At 61.3% G+C, this 14,798-nt stretch carries 12 protein-coding genes; 9 read left to right on the top strand and 3 right to left on the bottom strand.

What is annotated here, in order from left to right; translation table 11 throughout:
* Window positions 1-133 precede the first annotated feature (133 nt).
* From GEMMAAP_RS12785 to GEMMAAP_RS12755, 7 genes are all read left to right on the top strand, one after another.
* Entirely contained in the window at window positions 134-1,666 is a 1,533-nt protein-coding gene (locus GEMMAAP_RS12785; RefSeq protein WP_026849466.1) for a sensor histidine kinase, read from the top strand.
* 94 nt (window positions 1,667-1,760) lie between these two features.
* Window positions 1,761-2,699, top strand: coding sequence for an ornithine carbamoyltransferase (argF, locus tag GEMMAAP_RS12780; RefSeq protein ID WP_026849467.1), 939 nt, complete (start codon window positions 1,761-1,763; stop codon window positions 2,697-2,699).
* Window positions 2,700-2,726: 27 nt separating this feature from the next.
* Window positions 2,727-3,185, top strand: coding sequence for a peroxiredoxin (locus GEMMAAP_RS12775; RefSeq protein WP_026849468.1), 459 nt, complete (start codon window positions 2,727-2,729; stop codon window positions 3,183-3,185).
* A gap of 111 nt (window positions 3,186-3,296) precedes the next feature.
* On the top strand, window positions 3,297-4,409 hold the full coding sequence (gene gcvT, locus GEMMAAP_RS12770) for a glycine cleavage system aminomethyltransferase GcvT (protein ID WP_026849469.1): 1,113 nt from the start codon (window positions 3,297-3,299) through the stop codon (window positions 4,407-4,409).
* Window positions 4,406-6,070 (top strand): sigma-54 interaction domain-containing protein, encoded by a 1,665-nt coding sequence (locus GEMMAAP_RS12765; RefSeq protein WP_053334049.1) that lies wholly within the window; start codon window positions 4,406-4,408, stop codon window positions 6,068-6,070. Before gcvT ends, GEMMAAP_RS12765 begins: the two co-directional genes overlap by 4 nt.
* A gap of 160 nt (window positions 6,071-6,230) precedes the next feature.
* Window positions 6,231-7,112 (top strand): hypothetical protein, encoded by an 882-nt coding sequence (locus GEMMAAP_RS12760; RefSeq protein WP_145979125.1) that lies wholly within the window; start codon window positions 6,231-6,233, stop codon window positions 7,110-7,112.
* 296 nt (window positions 7,113-7,408) lie between these two features.
* The gene (locus GEMMAAP_RS12755; RefSeq protein WP_053334050.1) at window positions 7,409-8,737 is read left to right on the top strand and encodes an HD-GYP domain-containing protein; all 1,329 of its coding nucleotides are present in this window, start codon (window positions 7,409-7,411) and stop codon (window positions 8,735-8,737) included.
* Here GEMMAAP_RS12755 and GEMMAAP_RS12750 read toward each other — a convergent pair.
* The 3 genes from GEMMAAP_RS12750 to GEMMAAP_RS20030 form a co-directional block, all read right to left on the bottom strand.
* Entirely contained in the window at window positions 8,734-12,039 is a 3,306-nt protein-coding gene (locus tag GEMMAAP_RS12750; RefSeq protein ID WP_158514850.1) for an AAA family ATPase, read from the bottom strand. The two genes, GEMMAAP_RS12755 and GEMMAAP_RS12750, sit on opposite strands and share 4 nt — an antisense overlap.
* A 228-nt stretch (window positions 12,040-12,267) precedes the next feature.
* Window positions 12,268-13,266, bottom strand: a complete 999-nt coding sequence (locus tag GEMMAAP_RS12745; RefSeq protein ID WP_026849472.1) for an AAA family ATPase — start codon at window positions 13,264-13,266, stop codon at window positions 12,268-12,270.
* A 126-nt stretch (window positions 13,267-13,392) separates the two neighbouring features.
* A complete protein-coding gene (locus GEMMAAP_RS20030) occupies window positions 13,393-13,923 on the bottom strand; it encodes a BsuPI-related putative proteinase inhibitor (RefSeq protein WP_082821295.1) in 531 nt (176 codons plus the stop codon).
* Window positions 13,924-14,114: 191 nt separating this feature from the next.
* Here GEMMAAP_RS20030 and GEMMAAP_RS12735 point away from each other — a divergent pair, with 191 nt between their 5' ends.
* Together GEMMAAP_RS12735 and GEMMAAP_RS12730 are read left to right on the top strand one after the other, a co-directional pair.
* Entirely contained in the window at window positions 14,115-14,393 is a 279-nt protein-coding gene (locus tag GEMMAAP_RS12735) for an AtpZ/AtpI family protein (RefSeq protein WP_053334052.1), read from the top strand.
* A gap of 44 nt (window positions 14,394-14,437) precedes the next feature.
* On the top strand, window positions 14,438-14,788 hold the full coding sequence (locus GEMMAAP_RS12730; RefSeq protein WP_026849473.1) for a hypothetical protein: 351 nt from the start codon (window positions 14,438-14,440) through the stop codon (window positions 14,786-14,788).
* Window positions 14,789-14,798 lie beyond the last annotated feature (10 nt).

Genomic DNA, 14,798 nt, shown 5'->3' with positions numbered 1-14,798 from the left:
GAAAGTGCTAACGCTGAGTCCGTCTGAGCCGTAAACTCCCCAACGGTATCCGTCGATGCTCCCTTCATAGTGATCGGGAACGGCACCGCGCTGTTCCTCGCCAGTATCCTCCTGCGCTCGCCAGCCTCCTGGGATGCCTGTCCGCTTCGACGACCTGTCCTCGTTCGACAAGATCAATCTCGGCGCGACGCTTATTCAAACCGCCGTGATGTTCGCGTTCGCCCTCGCCGTTACGGGTGTTTGGCTCACCCATCGGCGGCCGGCCATGCGCGTCCTTGCGGGCTACTGGGCCATGTTTGCCGCTGCCGCCGCCGTGAACGTCTTTTCGTCATGGAGTGGCGCTGTGTGGCGCGATCGCGTGCTTTCGCTGAGCCTCACCACGGTGGTGGTGGCCTTGCATGCAGCGGCGGTGCCGTTTGCGAACGAGTCGGTACGGCGGCTATCTCGCGACGAAGGTACGTCCTCGGTTGTCCGCGCTTCCGTTGGTGTCGGGTTGGGAGTGCTCCTCGTGCACGGACTGGGGGTCTGGACGGCACTCACGTGGTGGCCCGAGGTGCGACTGGTACCGGTGCTCCTCAGCCGTTCGCTGCATGCCGCTGTGTTCATCGCCCCCGCAGCATTCGCGATCGTCCATTGGCGCACCGCGACGCAGAACCGCCTGTCCGCCCTTCTCCTCGCCCTCGGGCTCTCGGCGCTTGCCGCCCGCGGGCTACTCGAGCTCGCGCTCGGATTTCGCTTCGGTCAACCGGAACTCTCCGCCTTGGCCGTCGCCTCCGCGATTCTCTTCAACTTGCTGGGGCTCATGACCCTCGGTGTGGCCTCGCTCATTGCCATGGCCGCCGAAGAGCAGGAGGTCGTGCACCGTCAGAGTGAGGAACTGCGTCGTGCCGAGCAATCTCGTCAGCAGGGGCAGCGCCTTGAGTCACTCGGTCGACTGGCGAGCGGTGTGGCGCATGACTTCAACAACGTGCTCGCGGTCGTCATGGTCACAGCCGATAACCTGCGTGACGAAGCCATCACTACCAGTCAACGCGAGGATATCGAGTCGCTCAGCAATGCGGCCGAACGTGGGCGGGGTTTGGTAAAGCAGCTGCTCACCTTCTCCCGCCAGCAGCCCGTATCGAATGACATTTTTGAGGTAAATGCCCATTTGCTCGAACTGGAGTCAATGCTTCAGCGGCTTGCCGGTGACATGACGCTTCGGCTGGAGGTGGGGGCGATACCAACGTTTGTGCGTATGGATCGCGTGAATTACGACCAGCTCATGCTCAACCTTGTGGTGAACGCGCGGGACGCCAGTCGGCCAAACGGTCGTATCGAACTGTCGTTACGCGTGTGGCCCACGCCAAAGGCCGGTATCCTGGCGGCACGTGGGGCATCCTCACATGGTGGCAATGGCGGCTCGTCGGCCGAATGGATCTGTGTCGCCGTCGAAGACTTTGGCAGTGGCATTCCTGCTGAGGTGCTCCCGTACGTCTTCGAACCATTTTTCAGTACTAAGTCCCCGGACCGCGGAACCGGGCTCGGGCTTGCGACGGTTCTCGGCATTGTGGCTCGCGCCGGTGGTGATGTAGTGGTGGAGTCCGAGCCGGGCAAAGGCACAAGGTTCGAGATTTGGCTGCCAAGCGTCGAGGCCGCTGTTCCCCTGGCATCCGTCACCGCATAAATTGCCGCCTTCGCTCGGCGCGGCCCTCCGGTCGCGCCGTCTGCTTTCCCACCGGGGACAGCTCCATACGCTCCCCAGCCTGGGCCGCATCGTCATGCACGCACCGTCAGGGGCCGAGCGCCCGCACCGCGACTTTCTCAACATCGCCGACTTCTCGCCGGCCGAAACGTTTGCCCTGCTTGACCTGGCTGAACGGATGCGAACGGGCGCCTATACCGACCGCCCTTTGGCGGGGAAGGCGCTGGCGATGATCTTCATGAAGTCGTCTACGCGGACGCGCATGTCCTTCGAAGTGGGCGCCAACCAGCTCGGGGGCACGGCCCACTTCCTGTCTCCCCGCGATGTGCAGCTTGGGCGAGGTGAGCCCATCCCCGATACCGCCCGCGTACTGTCACGCTATGTGAACGGCATCATGATCCGGACGTTTGCGCACCAGGACGTGGTGGAGCTCGCGGAGTACGCCAGCATTCCCATCATCAACGGCCTCACGGACCTGTCGCACCCGTGCCAGGTGATGGCCGACATTCTCACCGTGCAGCAGCATCTGGGGGACATCCGGGGCAAGACCGTGGCCTGGATTGGCGACGGCAATAACATGGCCAATTCATGGATAGAGGCGGCCACGCATCTGGGCTTTGCGCTTCGGGTGGCCTGCCCGGAAGGGTACGACCCGGACGAGGCGTTTCTCGCCGACGCTGCTGAGCGCGGCGCCGATGTGCAGCTCTTGCGCGACCCGCGCGAGGCAGTGGCCAACGCCGATGTGGTCACCACTGACGTCTGGGCCTCCATGGGGCAGGAAGAGGAACAGGCCAAGCGGGCGCTCGCGTTTGCCTTGTATCAGGTGGATGGCGAGCTCATGGCCCACGCGCATGCGCACGCCATCTTCCTGCACTGTCTCCCGGCGCACCGCGGCGAGGAAGTCACCGCCGAAGTGATCGACGGACCCCAGAGCGTGGTCTGGGATGAAGCCGAGAACCGGCTCCACATCCAGAAGGCCATTATGGCCGCGCTTATGGGCAACGTGCCGCTCTAACGTTCCCCCGACATTCTGCGACCCCACATGCCCATCTCTGCTGGCCAGCCGGCCCCCGATTTCACGCTCCCCACCGATACGGGCGAGCTGCTGACCCTGTCCTCGCTGCGTGGCCAGTGGGTGGTGCTGTACGCCTACCCCAAGGACGATACGTCGGGATGCACTACCGAAGCCTGCGAATTCCGTGACCTCTTCCCGAAGTTCAAGAAGGGCAAGGCGATCATTCTCGGAATCAGCCCCGATCCGGTGAAGTCGCATGTCAAGTTCAAGGCCAAGTACGAGTTGCCCTTTACCCTGGTTGCCGACGAGGAGAAGGTGGCGCTGCAGGCCTATGACATCTGGAAGGAGAAGTCCATGTACGGCCGCAAGTACATGGGCGTGGAGCGCACCACCTTCGTTATCGATCCGGAAGGGCGGATTGCCAAGGTCTTTGAAAAGGTGAAGCCGGCCGGGCACGCCGAAGAGGTCATGGCGGTCATCGGCTAGTTTGCCGGAAATGCGCTGAGGCGTGCTGCCGCAATGGCTGGCACACTCCTGCCAAAACGGGCATGTTACAGGGCGCACTCATGTCGGGTGCGCCCTGCTTCTTTCCTGCCCATGACTGCTGACCAATCCGGCGCGCTCAAGCGCACGCCGCTCCACGACGTTCACGTCGCCCTTGGCGCCAAGATCGTCCCGTTTGCCGGCTATGAAATGCCGGTGCAGTATCCCACCGGCATCACGGTCGAGCACAAGGCCGTGCGCGAGACGTGCGGCATGTTTGATGTGTCGCACATGGGTGAGGTCATCGTTCGCGGACCGGACGCCATTCGCTTTGTCTCGTCCGTCACGAGCAACGACGTCGCCGCGCTGGCCGTGGGGCAGGTGCAGTACAGCACACTGCTGCGCGAGGACGGCACCATCGTGGATGATCTGCTGGTCTATCGTTTTGCCGATCATCTCATGCTGGTCATCAACGCCAGCAACCGCGACAAGGACCTCGCGCATTTGCAGGCCAATATCGGCCGCTTCGATTGCACGATGACCGACATCTCCGACGACACGGCACTGATTGCGATTCAAGGGCCGAATGCGCCGGCGATTGTGGCGTCGCTCGCTGATGGGCCGTTGGATGGGATCAAGTACTACTGGTTCACCGAGGGGAATGTCGCGGGTGTCCCGTGCATCATTTCGCGTACGGGGTACACCGGCGAACTGGGTTTTGAGCTCTACTTCGATCAGGCCAAGGCGGCGCACGTGTGGAATGCCGTCATGGCGGTGGGTGGCGTCACGCCGGCCGGACTGGGATGCCGCGATTCGCTGCGATTGGAAGCAGGCATGTGCCTGTACGGCAACGAACTCGACGATCGTACCACGCCCCTCGAAGCCGGTCTCAACTGGCTGGTCAAGCTCGGGAAGAGCGAGCCCTTCCTGGGCAAGGACGTGCTGGTGCGCCAGCATGAGGAAGGTACCGACCGCAAGTTGGTGGGGTTCACCTTCGAGGAGCGCGCGTTTCCGCGTCACGGCTATGGCGTGGTCTACGGTGGCGTGCAGATCGGCGACGTGTGCAGCGGCACCATGAGCCCAACACTCGGCATTCCCATTGGCACCTGCTACCTGCCCACGGCGGCGGCAGTGGAAGGCGCCACGTTTGAGGTGGATATCCGCGGGAAGAAAATTCCGGCGAAGGTGGTCAAGCTCCCCTTTTACAAGCGGGCGGGTAAGGCGTGACCGCGCGCCCGCGCCCGGTGGGGCGTCGCAGCGGCGCGGAAGATCGCGCCGCTGGTGTTGTCGCGATTCTGATGACCGATGTTGAGCCGGCGGTGCGGCTCAATGCGGCGTTGGAGGCGCAAGGCATCACCACCGTCACCATTTCTCCTATGGATGACGTGCGCGGTGACCTGCGCCGGGCGCAACCGCTGGTGCTGGTGCTGACGGGGGCGCTGCTGGATGGGGCGAACGTGGCGCTGGTCCGGCAGTTGCTGTGGGACAACGTGGCGGTCATTGGCTTCACCGATGTTGCCGATCCGCTCATGATGGAGCGACTGCGCGAGATTGGGTACGCGGAGACGTGGCCCAAGCCGGCGGTGATTGATGATGTCGTGGATAGTATCCGCCGTCGTTTGGAGCGCTATGCGCTGGCCGCCGACACCGGATTGATTGGCGAGTCGGCCGCCATTCGCGAAGTGCTGGTAAAGATTGAGCAGATCGCGCCCGTGACCAGCACGGTGCTCATTGAAGGGGAGAGCGGCACTGGCAAGGAGCTGGTCGCGCGCGCCGTGCATCGCCTCAGTCCGCGACGTGGGAAGCCGTTCATTGCGGTAAATGTTGGAGCGTTGCCGGAGACACTGCTGGAAAGCGAGCTGTTCGGTCACGAGAAGGGCTCGTTTACCGGCGCCGCCGAACGTCGTCTCGGGCGTTTTGAATTGGCCGATACGGGTACGTTGTTCCTCGACGAAATTGGCGAGGTCCCGTCGTCTACACAGGTGAAGCTGCTGCGGGTGCTGGAGGAGCGTGAAGTCACGCGGGTGGGTGGTGTCCAGACCATTCCCGTGGATGTGCGGGTCGTTGCGGCCACCAACCGTCCGTTGCGCGAACACGTGGACGAAGGGCAATTCCGTGCCGATCTGTTCTATCGGCTCAATGTGCTCAGCGTCTATCTGCCGCCGTTGCGGGAACGCAAGGAAGACATTCCGCTCCTCGTGCGAAAGTTCGTGACGGAATTCAGCGCCATGCACGATCGCGAATTCCACGGCATCTCGGGCGATGCACTGGACTTGCTGGTGGAATATCCCTGGCCGGGAAATGTTCGCGAGTTGCGCAATCTCGTCGAGAGTATGGTGGTGCTTGCACATGGGCGCGAAATCGTGTCTGACGATATTCCGCGCGCCATTCGAGATGCCGGTGGACGGCGCCTGCTGCCAGTGCATGTGGGACCCATGGTGCAGGGCTCGGAACGGGCACAGGGACGCGAGCTCGAGTTTATTGTGCGATCGCTGGTGGAGCTCAAGCTGCAAGTGGAGGAGCTGCGTCGTCGTATGGATGTGGAGACGCGTCCTGCGCCAACTGGTGCATGGGTTGGTGATGTGCGACCGGCACCCGCGCCCGTATCGGGGCTCACCGAAGTGCTGCCGACGAACGGATTCGGAATGGTGCGCGGGATTGAGCCGCGTGACGACTCCCCGCCGGCAACCGTCATTACGCTTGGGCCGGGGATGACCATGTCCCAGATCGAGCGGATGGCTATCCAGGCGGCGTTGCGCGATACGGGCGGAAACCGTAGAAAAGCCGCAGATCTTTTGGGGATTGGCGAGCGAACGCTGTACCGAAAGCTGAGGGAATATGAGGGAGAGGAGTTCGCCGATGCCGACGGATCCGGAGAGGAAACTTGAGGTCTGACCCCTTACCTTCATGCGGGACAAGGCGTTGGGCGATTTTGAGCCTTGCCGGATTGCGGTTCTGGTCACATATTCGCTCTCATGACAGCCGGACCCTTCCATCCGGTTTGCCCCTGTTCTGGAGCCTGACCTGTCCATCCCCGTCAACATTGGCATGACGAGCCCGTTATCTGCTCTTGGCAGCATCGCTGGCAGCGTCCTTCCTATCAGGCGCGCCGAGGAGCTGATCTCCACGCTCCCCGGCGTCATTTCTGTACGGATCGTCCCTGGGGACTCAGGGGCGGTGGATGAAATCCACGTCCTGACTACCGATCAGGTTCCCCCCAAGAACACGGTCCGCAACATCGAAAGCGCGCTCATGGCGCAGCTCGGCCTGCGGGTGAACCACCGGAAGATCTCCATTGCCACGACGCTGGACGCGCCGCGGGCGACGGATGTGCCCGCCGAGCCGGTGGCGTCGGGATTGAGTGCGGTGGCGGGGGGAGCACCTGCGGCGGCCCCGGTGGCCACGCCGGCTGCCGGCACGGAGGTGCCGCCGGCGGTTTCCACCGCTGCTTCTGTGGCTCCGGACGCCAGTGCCGTCGGGGGGAGTCGGTCGTCTTTCTCTTCGGCGCCCCTCCCGGATGTCGCGGCGGGGCGGCGGTTGCTGATTTTTGAGGACGTCGAGGTTCGTCGGTCGCGGTCGCGTGGGGTGCTGTGTCGGGTCGCGTTGTCGCGTGACGGACAGGAATTCTTTGGTGAGGCCGAGGGGCAGGAGACGGAGCGATCGCGCATTGAGTTGGCCGCGCGGGCCACGTTGCAGGCCATCGGCTCGGCCATGAAGTCCACTCCAGGCGGTGAGCGGAGCCTCGCGTTGGAGGGGGCGAAGCTGGTGGATGCGTTCGATCGCGAATTTGTGTTTGTGAGCGTATCGGCGCGGGTGGGACGTGAGCCGGTATGCCTGACGGGTAGCTGTGAAGTACGGGAGAGCGCGGAAACGAGTGCGGTGTTGTCAGTACTCGACGCGACCAACCGGTGGGTGCACCTGGAGCGCTAGGTCACGGGACCCCGTGATCGACCTTTCACCTTTTTTTCGTCTCAGTCACGACGAGAACCCAAACGTCCCCGTCAGCCGTCTAGAGCGGAGCTGAGCGGGCAGGCCAGTAGTAGGAGCGGAGCCAACCTAGATCAAGCACGTGGCGTCCCGAGCGGGACACGCGTGACTTACCCTACGGGAGGTGACGTACTATGGAATTCTTGGCCCAGCTCGTGAATGCACTTTGGTCGTTTGTTGTTGCCGACCTGAAGACTTGGGGCTGATATAGTCAGCCGGCTGGCGGGCACTTTTCTCCCATGAAGACAAGCGTAATCGCATACGTTTACGGCATCGTGGCTACGTCGGTAGCTGCGCTTGTTTTCACGTATTGGTATGATCCGAGCTTTAGCATGGGGCTGTTCATCGTCCCGGCAATCTTGGCCTTTGTTGCATTTCTTGGCGCAATTTCAAAGTATCGCATTCAAGGGAGTACGTTCGGAGAGATAAGTCACATCCCGTATCTGACCGCCATCATTCTGTACCCGTCTTGGGCGACGCTGTGTGCAATTGGTGTTGGAGCTACGCTGGCTGAAGTGACGAAGAAAAAACCGGCAATCAAGCGAACGTTCAATGTAGCACAAATAGTTCTCGCTGGTTGTGTTGCCGTATTGGCCTATCGGCAGTTGGGGGGCGTATCTCTGCAGCAGAACAGAGCCTGGAATTTTTGGCCTCACTCAACTGCGGTTGTCCTTTTTCTGACCCTTAATACCTACTCTGTTGCGGTTGCGATCGCCCTTGCAGAAGGTTCAGGCATTCTAAAGACATGGGCCAAAGGAAGTGCAAAAGGCTTCTTGGTTGATATCGCCGCAATTTTTGTAGTGTACGCCTTTGGTCGGGCCTATGTCGATTGGGGAGGCTGGGGAGTAGCGCTTTTTTGCGCGATGCTCGTGATGCTCAGGTTCACCTACCAGTCGATGCAACAACTTGAGACTACCAATAGGGAGTTGCTCGAGCTCTTTGTTCATACGGTAGAGTATCGCGACCCATATACCTCAGGCCATTCTCAGAGAGTAAAGCGGTTCTCTCGCATCATTGCCCAGGAGATTGGACTTTCCCCTAAGGAGGTCGAAAAGGTTTCCCGGGCAGCGCTGCTGCATGATGTTGGGAAAATCCATGAGATTTTCGGGCCAATCCTTATGAAGCCAGGGCGGCTAACTCCAGAAGAGAGAGCCATCATGGAATTGCATCCAATAAAGAGCGCGGAGCTCGTTGCAAAGATTTCTGAGCTTCAAGATATCGTCCCTGCTGTTCGTCATCACCATGAGAACTGGGACGGTACCGGGTATCCGGATCGATTGAAGGGGAAAGAGATTCCTCTAGAATCGCGCATCATCATGTTCGCTGACACAATTGACGCGATGACCACTGATCGCCCTTATAGAAAAGCGCTCGGTGAGACGGAAGTTCGCTCGGAACTGCAGAAGTGGCGAGGCATCCAGTTCGATCCATCAATCTGCGATGCGCTGTTGAGCTCCCCCAACTTCGCTCGGATCTTTGACAAGAATGACAATGGTGGTGTTTACTCGCTCACTCAGATCTTCGATGCAATCAGAAAGAAGAGAGTTCGCACCCCAGCCGTCGCTTAGCTTTTCGGAAGTGGAATCTCTAGTTTTGACAATACTGCACTGAGTATTGCGGTGGGGGCACTTCGCTCCCGCCGCTTTGCTTGCAGATAATGTGTAAGGAGGCTCCGGGCTCGGTTTGAATCCCCCGTCCGAATGAGCGCCTCACCGATTCTTGAAGCAGAATAGTCGCCTGCACAGAATCCAGATACACGATCAAAATGTGCTAGGGCTGCATTGATCAACGCTGAGTTCGGTGCCCAGCGTTTATCCATCATTCCTACCCCAAGTTCCAGGGCGAGTGAAAACGCCAACGCGCGAATTGGCTGGAGTCCCGCGAGTGTCTTCTGGCATCGCGCGAGTTGAAACTCGGCCTCCCTTCTTTTCCCTTGCGAGATTGCGAATAAGCATAAGTGACCATGTACGTAACTGTTTGCAGCCTCGTCAGCGTTTCCTTCAGCGAGATTCCGCAGTGTTGTGGTCCAATGACTCGAGGCTTCGGAATTTCCTTCCTCAATTCCAATCTGGGCGAGTTGCCAGGCCGGGTACTCCGCAAGTCGAGGTGCCTCAATGGCTAGCGCTCGTTCATATGCAAGCTCGAGGGCGAATTTTGCTCGACTGCGATCTCCCGCCATTCGAAGGACGTAACCAGCTCTTCCGCATTCAGCAATGCTCTGGGTTGTTGATCTGACGTCCTCGTTTCGCTCGAGTAGATCATTGGCAAGTTGCACTGCGGTTTCAACAGATCCGAAGACAGTATGGTAAAGCAGGCCGATCTTCTGAGTTCTCTCGTCCTCCTGAATGCTGCGCTCCGATAACTTCAACCCTAAGTAGCACGCGTTCGCAGTTTTTGGATCACAAGTATTGGCCGCGATCATCAAACCAATATCAGCGGCTCTAAACCGATGCTCTTGCAATGCCAAAGTGTTCTGGACAACACTGGCCGCAAAGTTTGCTAGGCTCGCGGGGTCAGCAAATGGTGAAGACCTGTATGCGGCCTCGACGAACGAGAGGCATTCATCGGTTTCCGGCTCATTGAGTATTCGAGCATCTTCTGGCAAATGAAGACCACCCGGAAGCAGGCTCAGTGCTCTTCCGGATGCGCCATTTTGAGACTCCATGTTCGCTTCAAGTCTCACAATCCGACGTTCTTGTCTAGTTCTGGGAATCTCATTGTGCAGAGATTCGATTGCGCGAAGGACTGTAGAAGGGCGACCGGCGTCAATCAATGCCGAACAATGCTTGACTATGAAGCGATGAAGTACATCCGCACGACCGCTGAGTTCGGTATGAGAAAGCGACTCGAGGAGTATCTCCAAATCCCCCGTCCTCCCGTACTCCGCCTCCAGCGTGTCGCCAATCGCGGCCCGTAGCGCCGCGTCCACCAGGGGCGACATGCGCCGCACGCCGACCTGGCGCACCAGATCGTGCGTAATCACCAGCGATGACTGGCTCGTGCTCAGGCACCCCGACAGCTCCAGCTGTTCAATGGCATGAATCAGTTCGTGCACCGGCAACTCCAGCACGAGCTTGATACGCTCCAGCGACGCAAACCGACCGAGCAGACTAATCGCCTGCAACGCCTGCTGCGCGTGCGCCCCCAGGCGGTCGATGCGCTGATCGATCAGCGCCACCAGGCTCGGCGGCACTCCATCGGCATGTCCGGTCACCACCCAGTGCTCCAGCAGCGCCCGCAGCAGGAGCGGAGTGCCCTCACACCCGGAGATGATCCAGTCTTCCACCTCTGCCGGCACCTCCACACCCTGTTCGTTGGCCACCGAGTGCATCATTGCCCGCAGCGACACGCTGGCCAACGGCGCCAGACGACGAAAGGTCAGCAGCACCGGCAGCCGCGCCGGGCGTTCTTCCCGAATGGTCGCGAAACGCGAGGTCAGCACGATGAACACCCGCATTTCGTTCACCCGCTGCACGACATCGGACAACACCTCCCACGTGGCGTCGTCCATCCAGTGCACATCTTCCGCCAACAAAAAGATGGGCCGTTCGTCGGACACGGCCGCGAACAGATCCACCATGGCGTGCCGGATGCTCTGCGCGCGGATCGTCCGCAGCACCCACTCCACACGCTCCGCCGGCGAAAGACCGGCGGGCGGAACCGCCGCATCGGGTGCGTCAGGCTGCTCCGGCTCCGCAGCAGGACCCAACAACTTCCGCAGCAGCGCCAGACTCTCCGGCGCGCAGCCCATGGCCCCCGGCGCTCCCAACAGGTCCGGCAGAATTTCAATGAGGGCGCCGAGGGGACGGCCGACGATGCTCTCACGACATTCCATCACGACGCCGCTGTACCCCTCGAGCTGCGCCACCTTCAGCACTTCCGACATGAGCCGGGATTTGCCGATCCCCGGCGGCCCGTGCAGTACCACCGCACTGCCATCATGCCAGCGCGCCCGACGCAGTGACATGGTGAGCTCACTCAGCTCCTCATCACGCCCCACGAAATGTTTGTCCGTGACGAGCGCCACCGAGCGGCGACGACGAGGAGGCTCCACAAAACGTTTCCGCAGCATCGTGGCCGGCAGGCGAATGTCGCCGGCGTGTGCCCCCAGCTCCTGCAGATAGCGATCAATGATCGCCACCGCCTCGGCCTTTGACCCCGTCATGGCCACACACTCGGCGAGCCCCAGCGTCCCGTCTTCGTTCAGCGGGTCCAGTTGCAGCAGCCAGCGCGCTACCATCTGCGTGCCACTCCAATCGGCGCGCTCCCGGCGAGCACGCAGCACATCGGCCAGTACCCGCCGCACATCACCGTGCAGTGCCTCTCGCGTCTGATCGTACCATTCACGCAGCTCCGGCGACGGTGGAACAAAGCCGGGCAAAAACACACCGTAGGGATCCGAGCCGTTGGTGATGTCCCGATCAAACAGCGCCACCGATGGCGTCAGGGCAAACGTGCGCCGCACCTGTGCACTCTCGAGGTATACCATTTCACCACGCAAGGTGGTTTGCACTCCCATGCCCCGCAGCTTGTACAGCGCTTGCCGCAGATTGCCGCGCTGCCGGAGTTCCTCTTGGTCGGGCCACAGCTCCCGCAACAGCTGATCGCGACGTACGGCCATGTTGGGCGCGTAAATCAATCGCAACAACAGGATGCACAGCAGCGCACTGTTCATGGTGAGCTGTTGGTCTCCCACCAGCAGCCGCGTGTCTCCCAACGAGAGCACCGTGATGCTGACGAGCGGCGAGTCCGCCGAGCTCTCCATATCGTCTTCCGCGCCGGAAGACGCCGCGGGGAAGAGGTGATCGTCAGATCGCGGTGTGTACATGTCGGCCGGCCGAAGGAATGGCGAGACGGAAGAGTGCGGCATGATGGATACCGGAGAGCGCAGGCGAAAGCGGGCAGGGGGCCGTAGCGCACAAATCATTTGGTCCCACTGTCATCTCACTGTCATCTGCATTCCCGGTGTACGGCAGGCCGGCGGCGGCGTCTCTTCCGTTCCAGGTCCTGTGAATGGTGCTGCTGAAACAGTCACAAACGGGCGACGCTCGTGAAGAGCGCCGCCCGTGTGACATCATCGTGGCCGTTCCGCGTCACTTCACGGCAGCTCAATCAGCGATTCGGTCGGGATGCCATCGGCCTCAGCCTGGAAGTTTACGACCAGGCGGTGGCGCAGCACCGACTTGGCGACGCTCTTCACATCGGCAATATCGGGCATGGCACGGCCATCCATGGCAGCGCGCGCCTTGGCCCCCAGCACGAGATACTGCGACGCCCGAGGGCCGGCTCCCCAACTCACATACTTCTTGACGCGCGCCGTGGCTTCCGGTGCATCCGGACGCGTGCTGCGCACCAGCGCCACGGCGTAGGACACCAGGCTGGGTGGCGCCGGCAAACGACGTACGAGACGCTGCAGCTTGAGCAGCTCCTCGCCACCGAGTACCGGCGTGATCTTGCCTTGCGTGTCCCCTGTGGTCGAACGCACGATCTGCTCTTCTTCTTCGCGCGTCGGGTAGCCGATGTTCAACTCGAACATGAAACGATCGAGCTGCGCTTCCGGAAGCGGATACGTGCCCTCCTGTTCCACCGGATTCTGCGTAGCCAGCACGAAGAAGGGACGCGGCAGATCGTAGGTCCGCCCGGCCACGGTGACAGTACGTTCCTGCATGGCCTGCAACAGCGCGGCCTGCGTCTTTGGCGGGGCGCGATTGATTTCGTCGGCGAGGACCATGTTGCCGAACACCGGGCCCGGCGCAAAACGAAAGGCGCGCTTGCCGGTGCCGGGCTCCTCTTCCATGAGCTCCGTGCCGGTGATGTCACTCGGCATGAGATCGGGCGTGAACTGCACGCGGGAAAACGTCAGGTCGAGCGCCTGCGCCACCGTTTGCACGAGCAGCGTCTTGGCCAGGCCGGGCACACCCACCAGCACGGCATGTCCACCGGCTAGGAGCGCGGTGACGAGGTCGTCCACCACGTGGTGCTGCCCAACAATGCGTTGCGCAATCTGCAGCGTGAGTTGTGTGCGCGCCTCGGCAAGGCGCACCAGCAGCGCAATGTCGTTCGCGTCGGGAGACGAAGTCTCGGAGGACGAGGTCACGGGCGTGTGTTGAAAGGTCGCGCCGTTTCTCCGTGAAACGGCCTGCGCGGCAGCGAGCGCTACAGAAACACTAACGGACGCCGGTGGGCGTCCGTTGCACATCCTGCGCACAAAGTACCGTGCAAATCACTTGAGCGCGAAATCCACGCGCTGACGCACCGGGTAGTTGTCGCTGTTGAGTTGCGCGACGAGGGTGTACCGGCCCGGGGCCAGGGGTTCCCACCGTTCGTCGTAGACCGTGGCGTCGTGCGAATCGAGGAGGTGGTTCTGGATGCCCTGCGTGAACAGGCGGCCTTCGCTCCAGCGCCAGACTTCCCGTCCGACGCTGTCGAGCACGGCGAAATCGTGCGTGCGCCCATCGGGGAACATGAGTTCCACCCGCTTGGGGGAGTCGTTGGCCACTTCGATGGCGAACCGAACCGTGCCATTGGCCGTATCGACCATGACGTGCGACGTGACACCCTTGTCCACACCGGCCTTGGGACGCGCGCTAGAAACCGGGGTTGGCGTTCGCGGACCACACGCGAATACCAACCCGGCAGCGGCCAGCAGTGGAACGGTGATGCGTGCAAGCATCAGGTCACGGGGCGAAATGGCGGGGGCGCGATGCAACAGCTCCAATCCGCTGGTCCTGCTTACGGTTGGACGATCTGGCATCACATTTCGATACTCCGCCACGTTATCGACGAGGTCAAGGACTGTCAATAGTCAGTTTACAGTGCCGCGACATGCTAAGTGACGGTGGGTATTGGCGTTTACCCGGCTCGGACTGGATTCGGCGTCCATTCGGTTTCGGTCAAAAGGTTCGCTTGCGAAAAATTTCACAAGCCTCTAGCTTCCGCCCCCGAATGGATGAAACACCTAAAAAGCCGACGCGTGATTCCAAACCACAAAGCGACGACGTGTCGCCGTGGGCGTTGGCCGGATTGGGGACGCAGTTCTTTGGCTCCATCCTGCTGTTTGTGTGGGTCGGTAACTGGCTGGATCACCGATTCGACACCGCGCCGCTCTTTCTATTGGGCGGCGTGCTGGTGGGTGGGGGCGGGACATTCTATCTGAGCTACCGGCAACTCACGAAGCCGCGTCGCCCGGACCCAGATCACCACGACTCGACACCGAGACCATGACGGGAAGCGCCATGCCATCGGGACCGGTCGCGGCATCATCCGGAATGTTTCGCGCGTTGCTCGGCTTCACGGCCGCGCAGGGCACCATCGTGCTGGTGAGTGTCTTCATCATGCAGCGGTTTGTCTGGACCGACGCGGCGGGTGCCGATGCCGTGCGGGCCAGTGCGTGGCTCGCGGTCATCGTTCAGACGTTCACCTTTGCCATTGCGCGACTCGTTGCGCGGCAGCAGGTGATTGCGGGCTGGGCATTGGGCATCATGCTGCGTTTTGCATCAGTGGCGTTCTGGGCGTTCCTCGGTATCAAGGCGCTCGGGTTGGTTGAGGGGCCAGCGCTGTTGTCGCTGGTGGTGTTCTACTTCGTCTCGACACTCGTCGAGCCGCTCTTTCTGAACTGATCACTTCCCG

Source organism: Gemmatimonas phototrophica (assembly GCF_000695095.2).
Lineage (GTDB): Bacteria > Gemmatimonadota > Gemmatimonadetes > Gemmatimonadales > Gemmatimonadaceae > Gemmatimonas > Gemmatimonas phototrophica.
This window is presented reverse-complemented; position numbering and strand designations above follow the sequence as displayed.

What these genes read in the sequence shown, in the direction of transcription:
- GEMMAAP_RS12750 (WP_158514850.1), bottom strand. Translation starts at nt 12,039, where the DNA reads ATGCCGCACTCTTCCGTCTCGCCATTCCTTCGGCCGGCCGACATGTAC.
- GEMMAAP_RS12760 (WP_145979125.1), top strand. Translation starts at nt 6,231, where the DNA reads ATGACGAGCCCGTTATCTGCTCTTGGCAGCATCGCTGGCAGCGTCCTT.
- GEMMAAP_RS12755 (WP_053334050.1), top strand. Translation starts at nt 7,409, where the DNA reads ATGAAGACAAGCGTAATCGCATACGTTTACGGCATCGTGGCTACGTCG.
- GEMMAAP_RS12775 (WP_026849468.1), top strand. Translation starts at nt 2,727, where the DNA reads ATGCCCATCTCTGCTGGCCAGCCGGCCCCCGATTTCACGCTCCCCACC.
- argF (WP_026849467.1), top strand. Translation starts at nt 1,761, where the DNA reads ATGCACGCACCGTCAGGGGCCGAGCGCCCGCACCGCGACTTTCTCAAC.
- GEMMAAP_RS20030 (WP_082821295.1), bottom strand. Translation starts at nt 13,923, where the DNA reads ATGCCAGATCGTCCAACCGTAAGCAGGACCAGCGGATTGGAGCTGTTG.
- gcvT (WP_026849469.1), top strand. Translation starts at nt 3,297, where the DNA reads ATGACTGCTGACCAATCCGGCGCGCTCAAGCGCACGCCGCTCCACGAC.
- GEMMAAP_RS12735 (WP_053334052.1), top strand. Translation starts at nt 14,115, where the DNA reads ATGGATGAAACACCTAAAAAGCCGACGCGTGATTCCAAACCACAAAGC.
- GEMMAAP_RS12730 (WP_026849473.1), top strand. Translation starts at nt 14,438, where the DNA reads ATGTTTCGCGCGTTGCTCGGCTTCACGGCCGCGCAGGGCACCATCGTG.
- GEMMAAP_RS12785 (WP_026849466.1), top strand. Translation starts at nt 134, where the DNA reads ATGCCTGTCCGCTTCGACGACCTGTCCTCGTTCGACAAGATCAATCTC.